The 14223-nt window shown below is 60.0% G+C and carries 12 protein-coding genes; 9 read left to right on the top strand and 3 right to left on the bottom strand.

The window, feature by feature from the left end; genetic code table 11:
- The first annotated feature begins 12 nt into the window (after window positions 1–12).
- Complete coding sequence (locus F3H98_RS18190) at window positions 13–2166, top strand: caspase family protein (RefSeq protein WP_149761614.1); 2154 nt, start codon at window positions 13–15, stop codon at window positions 2164–2166.
- Window positions 2167–2314: 148 nt separating this feature from the next.
- A complete protein-coding gene (locus F3H98_RS18185) occupies window positions 2315–2623 on the top strand; it encodes a helix-turn-helix domain-containing protein (RefSeq protein ID WP_149761612.1) in 309 nt (102 codons plus the stop codon).
- 324 nt (window positions 2624–2947) lie between these two features.
- Here the strand turns inward: F3H98_RS18185 and F3H98_RS18180 are convergent, their stop codons facing one another.
- The gene (locus F3H98_RS18180) at window positions 2948–3748 is read right to left on the bottom strand and encodes a DUF72 domain-containing protein (protein ID WP_149761610.1); all 801 of its coding nucleotides are present in this window, start codon (window positions 3746–3748) and stop codon (window positions 2948–2950) included.
- Between the two features lie 284 nt (window positions 3749–4032).
- Between F3H98_RS18180 and F3H98_RS18175 the strand changes: the two genes are divergently transcribed.
- Together F3H98_RS18175 and F3H98_RS18170 are read left to right on the top strand one after the other, a co-directional pair.
- A complete protein-coding gene (locus F3H98_RS18175; protein ID WP_149761608.1) occupies window positions 4033–4500 on the top strand; it encodes a (2Fe-2S)-binding protein in 468 nt (155 codons plus the stop codon).
- The gene (locus F3H98_RS18170; RefSeq protein WP_149761606.1) at window positions 4497–6743 is read left to right on the top strand and encodes a xanthine dehydrogenase family protein molybdopterin-binding subunit; all 2247 of its coding nucleotides are present in this window, start codon (window positions 4497–4499) and stop codon (window positions 6741–6743) included. Before F3H98_RS18175 ends, F3H98_RS18170 begins: the two co-directional genes overlap by 4 nt.
- Before the next feature lie 198 nt (window positions 6744–6941).
- Here the strand turns inward: F3H98_RS18170 and F3H98_RS18165 are convergent, their stop codons facing one another.
- Window positions 6942–7928 carry an AraC family transcriptional regulator gene (locus F3H98_RS18165; RefSeq protein WP_149761604.1) on the bottom strand — a complete coding sequence of 329 codons (987 nt, stop codon included), beginning with the start codon at window positions 7926–7928 and terminating at the stop codon, window positions 6942–6944.
- Between the two features lie 172 nt (window positions 7929–8100).
- Here F3H98_RS18165 and F3H98_RS18160 point away from each other — a divergent pair, with 172 nt between their 5' ends.
- From F3H98_RS18160 to F3H98_RS18135, 5 genes are all read left to right on the top strand, one after another.
- Window positions 8101–8553 (top strand): cupin domain-containing protein, encoded by a 453-nt coding sequence (locus tag F3H98_RS18160; RefSeq protein ID WP_149761602.1) that lies wholly within the window; start codon window positions 8101–8103, stop codon window positions 8551–8553.
- Between the two features lie 9 nt (window positions 8554–8562).
- Entirely contained in the window at window positions 8563–10047 is a 1485-nt protein-coding gene (locus tag F3H98_RS18155) for a flavin-containing monooxygenase (protein WP_149761600.1), read from the top strand.
- A 208-nt stretch (window positions 10048–10255) separates the two neighbouring features.
- Window positions 10256–11344: a hypothetical protein gene (locus tag F3H98_RS18150; protein ID WP_149761598.1), complete on the top strand. Its 1089-nt coding sequence runs from the start codon at window positions 10256–10258 to the stop codon at window positions 11342–11344.
- A 22-nt stretch (window positions 11345–11366) separates the two neighbouring features.
- Entirely contained in the window at window positions 11367–11945 is a 579-nt protein-coding gene (locus F3H98_RS31550) for a type II toxin-antitoxin system Phd/YefM family antitoxin (protein ID WP_210249690.1), read from the top strand.
- The gene (locus F3H98_RS18135) at window positions 11929–12321 is read left to right on the top strand and encodes a type II toxin-antitoxin system VapC family toxin (RefSeq protein WP_149761597.1); all 393 of its coding nucleotides are present in this window, start codon (window positions 11929–11931) and stop codon (window positions 12319–12321) included. Before F3H98_RS31550 ends, F3H98_RS18135 begins: the two co-directional genes overlap by 17 nt.
- 111 nt (window positions 12322–12432) lie before the next feature.
- Here F3H98_RS18135 and F3H98_RS18130 read toward each other — a convergent pair whose 3' ends face one another.
- Window positions 12433–14187, bottom strand: coding sequence for a retron Ec67 family RNA-directed DNA polymerase/endonuclease (locus F3H98_RS18130; protein WP_149761595.1), 1755 nt, complete (start codon window positions 14185–14187; stop codon window positions 12433–12435).
- Window positions 14188–14223 lie beyond the last annotated feature (36 nt).

Raw genomic sequence — 14223 nt, 5'->3', positions numbered from 1 at the left:
TGGAATGGATTGATGTCCGAGAAATACGCCTTTCTCTTCGGCAATAGCACATACCAGGACGCGCGGCTCAATGGGCTCAACGCGCCGATCAAGGATGTGCAAGCGCTTTCCAAGGCCTTGAGCGATCCAGAAGTGGCGGGGTTTAACGACGTCGAATGGGCGATAAACGGCTCGGCTGGCATAGTCCAGGTCAATCTGGCGAAGTTCCTTAAACAGCGAAGCCGCGACGACGTCGTTTTGGTCTACTTCACTGGGCACGGATTGCTCGATGCTGAAAACCAACTCTACTTGGCGCTCTCCGAAACCAATCCCGAATATCCGGACGTCAGTTCAATCTCCGCCGAGTGGCTGCGCGGAAAGCTCAATTTTTGCGCGTCGGAACGCCAGATCCTCATCCTCGATTGCTGCCACAGCGGAGCCTACATCGACGGTGCAAAAGGCGCTGACGAGAAAGTGGCGATCAGCACGGACACCTTCGATCGACAGGGATATGGCCGCTACGTGCTGGCTGCCTCGTCAAAGACCCAATCGGCGTTCGAGACGGCCGGTTCCTCCACTTACACCGAAGCTCTAATCAAAGGGCTACGCGACGGAGCGGCGGCACCTGGAAAGCCGGAGATCACTGTTGCCGATCTTCAGGATTATCTTGTGAGGAAATTGGCCACTGCGGTTGCGCCCATGCGACCCGAAGGTTCAGCAATCAAGAAAATCGGGGACCTAGTAATTGCGAAGAATCGCAAATTTACTCCTCCCATAGATCAACAGCTGAAGGACAAACTGTTCGACAGCGATGAAGACCGGCGGATCAGCGCGGTTGATCAATTGGAGGACCAGGCGGGGTCGGAACCGCACAGGCAGCAAATTCTCGAACTACTGCGAACTCGGATCTCCGAGCAAAACCCCCAGCGGGAAAATTCGGTCAGAGTTGACAAGGCGATTCGAAAGACCATCCAACGCATCGAGCAAGCACAAACGGCGCTGGACTATGTGCCGCGCGCCAAGCAAGGCGCCGATGTTGATCCTAAACAAATAGGGAAAAGCTGGTTCGCTTCATTCCCTCTATATGGGAAATATGCAGCAGGCATAGCGGGCGCTCTCGCTGCGATCGCCGGCACTCTCGTGGTTACGATGCGTCTGATGGACACCAATTTCACCGGCACGCCGACGCGCGCTCCCGTCGCTGGTGCGACGACGGAATTTGAGCGGTCGCTCACGTCGGAGCAGGTAAAAGCAATCCAGCAGTTTCTATGTGTGGCCTCCGACGACGGCATTTTCTCTGCTGAAACCCGCGCAAATCTTCGCGAATTCGCTGCCTTGAACAGAGACCAACCGGTTAGCAGTGATCTTTCTGCCGAACGCGGATATAGATTGCTTGACCGCGCAATTACCGCGGGGCCTTGTAACCGGAGCCTTCATCAAAATATCTACGAGAGACTTACAATTTCGGGGCCGGAAGAACTCGAATATGTTCAAAGACTCCTCGGCAGGATCGTCCCCCCTCCCGACGACATCCAAGCGGCAGCGCGAGACGGCAGTTGGAGACGGCAGGTCCGCGAAGCATACTTCTCCCTCAAAATAGACCCGGTCCTTCCAGCTGATCAGTTAACCTATGAGCTAATGGAAGCTGTTAGGGCGTCCCCGCCCGCTTTTAGCTCGGATCAGACCCCGGACGATCTATCGACGAGCAACCCCCTCGAGGGGCTTTCTTCTTCGCTGGCCCTGCAGTCGGTGCGACCAGGCGATCCGCCGTGGCTGAAGAAGGCTCTTGAGGAACTGCACAACAGTACCTCTGCAAATGCCGCTGAAATCCAGAAGTACGTCTACACGGTAAAATTGTCGATTGGCAGCGAAGATGACTGGGCCGTCGCTTTCGTTGCGTGGTGTCTCGAAAACAGCGGTGATTCCCGAGCAAGTGAATTTGTATGGCGCACGGCCCCGGATATGAAGCCTGAGTCCTTTTCCATGCTTGGCAGGGGTTATAGCAAGAGTGAACCTTGGCCACGCGGGGCGGTTGTGGTTTTCCAATCGTCCCTGAAAACCATCAGTGTCGGCTTTTACCTGGGAACCGAAAACGACCTTGTTTATGTTCTCAGCGGCGACCTCCAAAATAGGGTTGGAATTGGCAGCTACCCACCAGTGAGAATTCTCGCCGTTCGCTCACTGTAGATTGGTCGCTGGTCACCGCGTGTCATCGAAGCAATCGTCCCAGAGGGGTGACTTTCACTCCGAGTGGCCTTCACCGCGCCCCACACGCCCTTGGCATGTCGGCCGAGACGGCCGAGCAGATCAAGGCGCAGGTGCTTGGGGTGCGAGCATGACCGGTTCGCCACGATGCCCATGCTGCGGTGGGGCGATGCCCGAAGGGCCGGTCCCGCGCGAAGAGCTCGCTGGCCTTGCCGCTGAAGGCAAGGTCGAGTTCTCCGTGCTGCGCCGTCTGGCGCGCCGGCCGGGCCATTGGGTGAGCATTCGGGAACTGATCGACGCCGTGTATGGGGATCGCGCGGACGGCGGACCGGAGAGCGCGGAGCAGATCATCCGCAACCGGATCTCCATGCTCATGCCGCGTCTGTTGCGGCATGGCTGGGCGATCGAGGGTGGCCGCGGGCTTGGCGGCGAGGCTTGAACTTCCGGTTGTCGGATTGGACCAACCCTGTTGTCCGCCCGGTCACAGCATGGATTCCCGACACTCTCCGCTCGTTCCTCGCTCACGAGGTCGGGAATGACGGGTTGCATTTATGCTTTTTCACCAGCCCCCAACGTCGGCGATTTGCAGAGACGGTAAAGCTTCGTCATTCCCGACCTCGTGAGCGAGGAACGAGCGGAGAGTGTCGGGAATCCATGCCGGAACGTCAACGAAGCCAGAAGCGGACCAGGATGAAGGTTGAGCGTCTCCAAGGCCGAGGACATTGGCACATGCGAGGGGAGGGAGAAGCGCTTCGCGTGTCGCCTACACCCGTTCCATGAACGCCATGGCGCCGTGCGGCGCGTGCACCTTTCCTGACGTGATGAAATAGACGAACACGTCGCGCGGTTTCACCGGCGCGTCGCTGGTGGGATCGGCGCGTGGCAGGTCGTCGGGCGCCTTGCCTTCAGCCCAGATCTTTGCGCGCGCCGCCCATTCGTCGAGCGCTTTGGGCGGGTAGCAGGTCGGAATCTCGTCCGCGCCGGTCTGCAGCCGTGCATAGACAAAGTCGCCGGTCACATCGGCGATGGCCGGATACTTTTCGTGGTCGGCATAAACAATCGCCACATCGTGCTTGCGCGCAAGGGCAACGAACTCCGGCACCACGAAACTATAGTTGCGCACCTCGACCGCGTGCCTGAGCTTCACGCCGTCCTGCTTTTCCGGCAGCAGCTTCAGGAAGGCGCCGAAATCGTCGGGATCGAATTTCTTCGTCGGCGCAAACTGCCAGAGGATCGGCCCGAGCTTTTCGCCCAATGCCGCCACGCCCGATTCCAGAAAGCGCATCATCGATTCGCCGGCTTCGCCCAGTACCCGCCGGTTGGTGACGAAGCGGTTGCCCTTCAGCGCATAGACAAAGCCGTCGGGCGCCTCGCTTGCCCATTTGACGAAGGTCGGCTCCTTGAAGCTCGAGTAATAGGTGCCGTTGACCTCGATGGTCGGCACAGCCCGAGAGGCGTAATTAAGCTGCTTCGTCTTGGCGAGTTTTGCCGGGTAGAAGGACGTATCCCACGGCTCGAATGTCCAGCCGCCCATGCCGGCGCGGATTGTTCCGGATGTGGTCATGGGGCTCTCCTCGGTGGCCAACAGTGCTGTCGTCCTACACATCGCGCATCGCGACCCAGCATGTCCAGAACGCATTGCTGGGCCACGCGACCCTCCTGACAAAAGCAAGACGTCTCGGGCAGCGGCGACACCGATGTCGGCGGGCCCACAAGCCAATGTGTTGTTCTTCTACGGAACAAAATCGCTTCCGTCCTGGCAAAGCGCAGCGGCCTGGAACTTCTCATAATGGGTTGGGGTGTTGCCCCCCCCAGCGCACCAGAATTTTATTGAAAGACGACGTTCCAATGGCGCTCTTTACATTAACGGTGAACGGGCGGCAGGCGCAGGTGGAGTGCGAAGGCGATACGCCGCTGCTCTATGTGCTTCGCAACGACCTTGCGCTGAACGGGCCCAAATATGGCTGCGGCCTGGGGCAATGCGGCGCCTGCACGGTTCTCATGGAAGGGCAGCCGATCCGATCCTGCATCACGCCGGTCGCGGATGTCGGCGAGACGCCCGTGACGACGCTCGAAGGCATTGCCGACGGCGACAAGCTCCATCCCCTTCAGACGGCGTTTATCGAGGAGCAGGCCCTTCAATGCGGTTACTGCACGAACGGGATGATCATGACCGCGAAGGCGTTGCTGGATACGGAAGCCTATCCTGACGAGGCGAGTATCAAGCAGGCATTGTCGACCAATCTGTGCCGGTGCGGGGTCCACAACCGCATCGTCAAGGCTGTTCGTGGCGCGGCACAGAAGATGGGCCAATGAGCGGAGCGATGCGCAAGACGGGAATATCGCGGCGCGAATTCGGGATAGGCTTCGGCACATTGGTGGCTGCTTTCTCGCTGGAGCCGGTCGCGTCCCTGGCACAGGTGGTCGAAGGAGCCGCGCCGGTCAGCTTTGCCAAAAACGGCCGCCTCGATGCGTGGATACGCGTCGGCGCCGACGGCGCCGTAACCATTTTCACGGGCAAAGCTGAACTGGGGCAGGGAATCCTGACTGCGCTCTCGCAGATCGCCGCCGAGGAGCTGGATCTGGCTATCGAGCAAATCAACATCATATCGGCCGATACCACACGCGGTCCCGATGAAGGTTATACCTACGGCAGCCAGTCGATCGAGCAGAGTGGTATGGCCCTGCGTGTCGCCGGCGCGCAGGCGCGTGCGGTTCTCATGGCTGCGGCGGCTACTCGCCTCAACGTGGCCGTGGAGACTCTTTCGGTGGAACGCGGCAGCGTTCGCTCGCAGGACGGCAGGCAGGTCAGCTATGCGGAAATCGCAACGGGCGATCCCGAGCTGCTTCGGCGCGATGTCAGCAGCGCCGTTCGGGTGAAAAAGGCGGCCGATTACAAGATTGTCGGAAAGTCTGTCCCCCGTATCGACTTTCCGCAAAAGGTCACGGGAGAGGCGGCATTCCTCCAGGATATGCGTCTGCCCGGCATGCTTTTCGGGCGTGTCGTGCGCCCGCCGCGCGCCGGTGCGCAGCTGCTGTCGTTCGAAGAAGCCGCCGTGCGGGCGCTTCCTGGCGTCAGCACTGTCGTGAGAAAGGGCAGCTTTCTTGGCGTTGTGGCGGCGCGCGAGGAGCAGGCGATAGCGGCCATGCAACTGCTCAGGGAAATCTCCCGCTGGACAGAAGACGGTCCGCGTCTGCCGCGATCGTCGAACTTACCGGACGAACTGAGGAAATTTGCCAAGGAGGACGTCGTCGTTTCGGATACGGGGCAGGGCGATGCCGCCGGTATCGTTCACCAATGGGTCGAGGCAAGTTACAGCCGTCCCTATCTGAGCCAGGCGGCGATCGGTCCATCCTGCGCGGTGGCGCATTTCGCAGACGGACGGATGACCGTCTGGTCGCACACGCAGGGCGCGTTTCCATTGCGTGGCGACCTGGCCAAGGCGCTGCAATTGCCTGCGGAGAGAGTGGACGTCATTCACATGCAGGGTTCGGGTTGCTACGGCCACAACGGCGCCGACGATGTGGCGCTCGATGCAGCGTTGCTTGCGATCGCGGTCGAAGGACAGCCGGTCAAACTGCAGTGGATGCGCGACGACGAATTCATCTGGTCGCCAAGTTCACCGGCGATGGCGATGAAGGCCAGGGCGGGACTGTCTGCCGATGGCAAAATCGTCGACTGGCAGTATGAGCTGTGGAGCAACACGCATGCGACCCGGCCAGGGCAGCCCGGAGGGCTCAATCTTCTGGCGTCGTGGTATTTCGACGAACCGTTCCATGTGAGCCCGCCGCTGAAGATCCCGCAGCCTTACGGCAACGGGGATCGCAATGCCGTGCCGCTCTATGACCTTCCCCGCCAACGCATCGTCAACCACCTGCTGACGGATATGCCCATCCGGACTGGTTCCCTGCGAACTCTCGGCGGTCACGGCAACATCTACGCGATCGAGTGCTTCATGGACGAACTGGCCATGGCGGCGGGCAGGGACCCGGTCGAATTCAGGCTCGCGCATCTCAGTGATCCGCGTGGCCGCGCGGTCATCGAGGCCGCCGCAACCAAGGCGGGGTGGGCGCCCAACAGCCGAAGCGACGGCCGGCATGGACGCGGGTTTGCCTATGCGCGCTACAAGAACATATCGACTTTTGCCGCGGTGGTTGTCGATGTCGATGTCGATCCTTCCAGCGGCGCGGTGCGCGTGCTGAAGGCGGTAGCGGCGATCGATGTGGGGCAAATCATCAATCCCGACGGGGTCATCAGCCAGACGGAGGGCGGGCTTATCCAGGGGATCAGCTGGGCGCTGAAGGAACAGATCATGTTCGATGAGCGCGCCGTGACATCGCGCGACTGGGCCGACTATCCCATCCTGACATTCGACGAGGCGCCCGAGATAGAGGTCGTCCTCATCGACAGGCCGAACGAGCCAAGCATTGGTGCCGGCGAGGGCTCGGTCGGACCCGCGTCGGCCGCGCTCGCCAACGCCCTTGCCCATGCGACCGGCCGCCGGGTTCGCGACCTGCCGCTGACATCGAACCGGATCTACAAGGGGCGCATCGGCTAGAGCGGTTCCGGTTCTTTCAGAACCGGCAACTCGCTCTAACTATTTGTTTTGCCGCATTTGTGCTGACGCCAAATGATTCCATTTGGCTGCAAAATGCTCCAGACAATTTCCGACCTGCGCGACAAATGCCCCGCTTCCCGTGAAGGACGGGGAGGTGGGTGACTGAGACGTTGTGGCCGGCCTCTTTCCTGGACGCGCTTACCGTTCCCGCTTTCGCAGCGTGTCGCGTGGAAACTCGCCGAACAATTCGTGGTAGGCGGCCGAGAAGCGCCCCAGATGGGCAAAGCCCCATTTGACAGCCGTCCCGGCGACTGTCGTCGCTTGCAGTGAGTAGCGCAGGTCGTGGCGCGCCCGGCGCAAGCGCTCCTGCGCGAGGGCATGCATGGGCGACGCGCCATATGCGGCCTTCCAGGCAAGCTGCAACGCCCTCGGGCTGACGTTCGCGACGTCGGCCAGATCGGCGATGCTCAGCGGTTCGGCGGCGTTGGCGCGCATGAAATCCACTGCACGGCGAAGGTAGCGCGGCGGTACCGACGCCGGCTTCTCCTCAAGGAACTCGGACATGTCGTGGGGTTGCAGCCGCAGAAGGTCCTCGACGAGCTGCTGTTCGCATAGAGCCGTGGTCAGTCCCGCCGGGTGGCTGCCGGCCTCGGCCCGGCGGACGAGCGCCATGACATGGCTTCGCCAGCACTGCATCTCGGGCCGCGACAGGTCTATCCTGGGGTCGAACGAAATGGGAGCGGCAAGCGACCGGCCGAGCAGACGCTGCGCATAATCCAGGAACGGCTCCTTGCGGATCTGTACCAGCACCTGCGCACAACCCGGCCACCACCGCATGCGGGTTGCCCAATGCGGATTGAGCACCGAGGCGCTGCCGCCATCGCTGACAAACTGGCGGCGGCCATTGTGAATGGCCGCGCCGCCGCGGACAGGGATCTGCACGAGATAGAAATCGCCGAGTTCGCCCGGATCGATCAGCACATCGGCGCCGTAGCTGATGTAGTTCAGCGAGATCATCGAGCCGGCGACATGATGGTGCGACGCGTTGAAAAGGTGTCGTTCGCCAACGATGTCCAACCGATGCCGGCAAAACTTCTGCGCCACGCTTTCTCGCGCGAAATCCAGATCGCGCGTGCGAAACAGCACGTGATTGGCAAGCGGCGGCTGGAGCATCGGCCCGTCCATGGTTGCTCCAGCCGAGCTTATCATCAACCTGCACGCGGCCAAGGGGGCGACCGCGCCGCCGAGCCGGGGAACTGATTTTTTTCGTTTTCTGGATAGCCGGCTACGGCAGCCGTGGATTTCCGGCGGCCTTCCGATCATGATCAGAGAGGCATGAAATCACGGGAGGATGATCATGACTGGCGCATTGGAGAAGGGCATCACAGCGAACGGAACGGGTCTTGGCGGCACACAATGGAACATCCTGGGGCAGGTGTATTTCCCGAAGGCATCCTGCGAATCCACATTCGCCTTCGAGACGAACAGCGCGCCGGGCCAGTTTGTGCCTGTCCATATCCATCCGACACAGGACGAGTTCATCCTGGTCCAGGAAGGCGAACTCGACCTGAAGCTCGACGGCAAATGGTCGAAAGCCAGGGCTGGAGATCTGGTTTGCATGCCGCGCGGCGTCCCGCACGGCTATTTCAACAAGTCGGACAAGCCGACGCGCGCGTTGTTCTGGGTCTCGCCGTCACGCAAGCTCGAGGATCTCTTCCGCGCCCTGCATAATCTGGAGGACGTTCAGGAGGTGGTGCGGCTGTCGTCGCTGCATGAGGTCGATTTCCTGCCGCCCGAAGCGAACGATTGAGGCAGCAGCATGGAGGCGAAGCGCAAGAAGGTCTGCGTCATCGGCGCGGGCGTGAGCGGGCTTGCCGCGGCAAAATGCTTCAAGCGGCAGGGACACGACGTGGCGGTCCTGGATCGTGGACCAGACCTCGGCGGGGTCTGGGACCCGTCGCGGTCGTATCCGGACGTGCAAACGCAAAGTCCGAAGGAACTCTACCGCTTTACCGACCAGCCGATGCCGGAAAGCTATCCGGAGTGGCCGAAGGGCGCACAGGTGCATGCCTACCTCTTACGCTACGCCGATGACCATGGACTGCGCGACCTGATACGCACCGGCCCGACGGTGAGCGCGCTTGAACGCGATGCCGGCGGCGGCTGGCACGTGACCCAGCAGCGCAACGACAAGGAAACGCGTGAACACTACGACTTCGTCGCTGTTTGCACCGGCCAGTTCAGTGAAATCCACCGGCCGGACTTTCCCGGCGGCAAAACCTTCGAGGCCGGCGGCGGCACCATTCTCCACTCATCCGAATACACCGATCCGGCTGTTGCGAAGGGCAGGAGCGTCGTCGTGCTCGGCTTTTCCAAGTCGGCCACCGACATCGCAGTCAGCGCCGTCAAGGCCGGTGCGGCCGATGTGGCCATCGTCTATCGCGAGCCGATGTGGCGGATACCCTATTTCATCGGCGGCCTCATCAACTTCAAGCGCATCCTCTACGTTCGCGCGCAGGAGAACATGTTTCCGGCCTGGGCGCAGACACCCATGCAGCGCGTCAACCACGCGCTCGCAAAACCATTCGTCTGGGCGAACTGGCGTGCGCTGGAAAGCCTGCTCGACCTGCAACTGGGGCTCGGCAAGCTCGGGATGAAGCCGAAGACCCGGATCGAGGACGGCATCAACTGCTCGGTGCCGATCGTCACGCCGGGCTTCTTCGAGATGGTTCGCGACGGCCGGATCAAAGCCTATCAGGGCACGTTTGCCGGCTATGAAAACGGATCGGTCCGGTTGACCGGCGGGCAACAGCTGGCCAGCGATGTCGCGATCCTCGCCACGGGATGGAAGCAGGGCGTGCCGTTCCTGTCGCCAGCCGACCGGCAAAAACTGATCGAGCCGGACGGCCAGTACCGGCTTTACCGCAACATCGCCAACCCCGATCTTCCCGATCTCGGCTTCGTGGGCTTCAACTCGTCCTTCGCGACCGTGCTGTGCGCCGACCTCGCCGCGCATTGGCTGGTGCGCTACGCCGACGGGCAACTGGCGAAGCAGCCGACGGCGGCCGAGATGCGCGACAACATCGCCGTGATGCTAGACTGGCGGCGCAACGAAAGGCCGGCCGCCGGCGGCTATGGCGGACTGTGCATCGCGCCTTACCACTTCAAGCACTTCGACGAGCTGCTCGACGACATCGGGGCGAGCGAGCGCCGCCGCAATCCGCTCGCCGAGCGCCTGACCCCGCCCAATGCCGACGCCTACGCGCGCTACCTCCGATCGGCGCCGCGCTACGAGATCGCGTAGCAGGCGGGTTTTGTCTGCGGATCGCCTTCGATGCCCGCCGGCGCCGAGCGCAGCCCGGCGCTTCAGCCGTCGGAGCGGGCGCGGTGTGGTCCTGCGCGACGCCGGCACGCAATCCGAAAAAGTACGGTTGGTATGCAACCCCCGGTTTTACGATTTGTTGGGTCCTTTTTGGTTAGATCCCCCAACAAACGCATACAAGGGGGTGCCAATGGTCTTGTCGATCGCGGCGCGGGATCGCTTCGCGCCTGCGTCTCTAGGAGCGCGTCTCGGCTTCATCGCCGCCGCCGGAGCCGTCGTGCTTGTCCTGGTCTTCTGCGACTTCGTGGTGAATAACCGCAGTCTGCTGGCTAAGGACCGGGTGGACTGGACAACATTCGGTCTGATCCGGCCGCTCACGGCATTCCTCGCGGCCTGCCTGCTGGTGATGGGCCTGCAGCCGTCAAGCTCCGCCGCCCGCCCACCTTACGGCAAGCAGGCGCCGCTGCTCATCGGTGTCGCCTGGATATCGGCCGCCATCCTTTCGATGACGGCTGCAATCGTCATCATCCGGCCCGAACTGCTCAATGAAACAGTGCGGGAAGGGCAATTCCTTTCTATCTTGACGGAGGTGGGATTTGTCGTCGGGCTTGCCGGGTTCGGCCTCGCAATCTGGCGGAGCCGGCATGACCGGGGCAGGGTGTTGGGCATTCCCGTGCCGGCGGTCTTCGCGGCGATGTTCCTTGCCTGCCTGCTGGTGCTGATGGAGGAAATGTCATGGGGCCAGCACTGGATCGGCTGGACGGCAGGACCGATGTTTGAAGGTAACGCCCAGAACGAGACGAACCTGCACAACTTCGCGACCTACAGGTTCGAGGCTGTCTACTATTCGGCGGCTTTTCTGCTTTTTGTCCTGCTGCCGATGTTCTGGCCCAGCGACATTCCCGTCCTCAAGTCGCTCGAACGTTTCGTTCCGCCGAGGCTTTTTGCACTCGCCGGCCTGCCGCTGGCTGGCTTCCTCTACGAGGAATGGAACATCGTTATCTATCAGGTCTGGTTCTTCATGGTCCTGCTGATCTCGATGAAGCTGGCCGCCGACCTGTGGCGCGGCCCCTTCCGCGCGGCCGGACTGGCGGTGGCCGTCCTTCTTCCGGTTTCGCAACTCGTCTTCGTCTTCGGCGGGCACCGAATGGTCGACGGCTACGAACTGTCGGAGATACGCGAATTCCTGATCGCGGTTCTCATCGCGGCCTATGCGTGGTGGCTGGTCCGCAACGAGGCAGCCGGTGGGCGGAAGAGCCGCCCTGTTGTAGTTAGCTAGATAGTTAGCTATATTGCCCGACATGGCTGTGATCAACATGCATCAGGCAAAAACCGAACTTTCCGACCTCGTCGCTCGTGCGGAGGCCGGCGAGGAGATTGTGATTGCCCGCCGCAACAAGCCGGCGGTGAAACTGGTGCCGGTGGAAGATGCCGTCGGGGATCTTAAGGGCAAGCGGCGACCCGGCGTTTTGGCCGAGTTGCTTGAGCCGGAAGCTCTGGCGCTGCTGCGCGAAGCGACCAAAGATATCGACTGGTTCGAGCATGCCCCGGACGAATACATCAGCAAGACGGACATCGCCGCTTACTATCGGAAGTATCCACATGAATGGGACGAGATGCGTTCGATGGTCGGATTTGCCGAAGACAAGCAAGCCGAGTACGACGCGGCCGCGCTGCGCCAGGCAGTCGAAGCGGGCCGGGAGTTCACGATCATGAGGGACGGGAAGCCGGTGGCGAAGGTGGTGCCGGTCGGGCCGGAGCCGAAGTCGCGCGGCTGGGGAGCGTGGGAAGGGCGTTATCAACTGCCGGACTCCTACTTCGATCCGCTTCCGGAAGAAGAATTGCGGGCGTGGGACGGTTCGGATGAACCTCCTGCTTGATACGCATGCGCTGCTCTGGCTGTTGCTGAAGGACAAGCGCCTGCCGCGCGAAACGGCGCTGGCGATCGTCGATCGCGCCAACACGATCTTTGTCAGTTCGATCAGCGGGTTCGAGATCGCGACCAAGGTCAGCCTCGGCAAGCTGCCGGGCGCCGAATGGATTTCCCGCGCCTTCGTCACCCTCTGCGTCGACTTCGACTTCATCGAATTGCCGGTCAACAACGCGCATGCGGTGATGGCTGGCGAGTTCAGGCTGGTTCACAAGGACCCGTTCGACCGCGTGCTGGCGGCGCAGGCGATTATAGAGGGGTTTGCACTCGTCACGGATGACAGGGAGATGGAGGGGCTGGGGGCGAAGAGGGTGTGGCGGGGGTAGGCCGCGATACGTGCTAGAAGAAGATCGGGTTGTGTAGAAAGATTGGGCAGGTTCGACTCGCCCAACCCGAATCGAATGCGAAAGACTTCCTCTGTTTCCACATTGTTCCCATTAGGGAGCTGCCTCGGCAACCACAACTGGTGCGGGCAGGACGATGGACTTGGCAGCGAGGGTCGCCGCGAAATGGTCCATGACGTCGCAAATTGCTTGCAAAAGTGGTTCGAATTTCGTGAAATCAATCGTGGCGCGTTCAGGGGCTACTATTTTAGTTGCGAACTCATTCTTTCCATAAAATTTCGTCTGATCGAAACTTTTGTTACTTGAATTGAAGGTCCTGCCGCTGATTGGCTTCTTCACCACAGGGTCGAACAGATCCTCGATAACCGCTTTCACACCGGCGGTTGTAGGAACCGGCACGATATAGAGGTTCTCGAACACATGGTAGAAGGGGTCAAGCCCGCTGACTGGTCCAGTTCCGTGTACCGTGCCGACGTAGGTGAAGATGCCGGTTGACGCTGCATCGTTGTCGATGATCATAATGACGGGCTGTGTGGGAACATGCTTGAAGAATTTCATGCGCTCCCTGAAATCCTTTATCAGCTTGTACATTTCATCACCGCCGCCAGAAAGGCCTTGGAACAAGGCACTCCGATGGGAATAGTTGAAGAATTGGACCTTCAGCGGTAACTTCTGGGCGGGGTCGATGAGCTTTGGGAATTTCGGCGCCAGCTTTCTAATGGCAGCCAGCAAATAGATGTTGTCTGTCTTCCCCTCGCAGATAATTGTCGGCTTTATCATTCCATAGAAAGACCTGTAATTCAGGAATCGGCGATATAGCTCGGTGAAACCAGCTTGGTCGGTTTGGAAAAAACTATTCCGCTCAGGTTCTTTCTCTACAACGAGATTTTGGCTTCTAATCCGTCGTATCTGGTAAATAAAACTAAGCATCCCTTCAACGGTATGATTACTGACAGGAACCTTACCTGGGTCTGAAAAGGCGAAGCCGTGGTTGAACAGATGGTGGCACATGGCGCGCACTTGCTTGTAATATTCATGCCGTACGTTTAGCTTTTGGTTGACGATTAGACCTGTGGTGTCTTGCCGGGAATCACGGCGCTGCATCCGTGTCTTTTCGTGATTCAGCTGGAAGCCCGCACGATAGACCAAGTATAAAAGACCGTCGCCTGCTACCCACTTGTCGTCGTTTCCTCTGACCAGCCGCGCAATCTGTTCCGGGAACTCCTTTTCGTTCGTGGAAAAAGTAAGATCGTCGGCGTAGCGCGTGTATGTACAATGCAGGTCGTTCGCAAGCTTGTTGAGCTTGATGTCGAGAATGTGCGTTATGAGGTTCGAGACTACGGGAGAACACGGGCTGCCTTGCGGGAGCCTATTCTGGTAGCAAGCAATTTGGGCGATGATGGTCGCGATCTTTGGGTCCAGTTGGAAGTTGCGATCTTTGACAAAAAAGCCGTACACCCGTCCAAAGTTTATGGACGGAAAGAAGTCTCGGATGTCGACATTGAACACCCATCGCTTGTTGCGATGTTGGTTGGCGTTCGTGATGATGGAAAATCCTTTCTTGAAACCGTGAGAAAGAACGCGGACTTTTGTAGTCCGTTTCATCTCCATTTCGGTCTCAATACGCCCCAGCAGCTCTGCAAGTCTACTTTGAACAAGCTTTAATCGCGAATTGGGCGCTGCGATATGCCGACGGCCACCGTTCTTCTTCGAAATAGTGAAGTGGCTGTATGGACTGCGACGTCTGTACCAATATAGGGCATATGATACAGTTTCACTTTTAAGCTTTAGCAGATGGGCAAATTGAGGAAGGGTCTTTGCCGCTTTGAGATTATTCAGTTCTGACATGAATGGGCTTGCGGATACTCGTTCGCCAAGGCGTCG

The organism is Neomesorhizobium albiziae (assembly GCF_900114255.1).
Taxonomy (GTDB): domain Bacteria; phylum Pseudomonadota; class Alphaproteobacteria; order Rhizobiales; family Rhizobiaceae; genus Neomesorhizobium; species Neomesorhizobium albiziae.
This window is presented reverse-complemented; position numbering and strand designations above follow the sequence as displayed.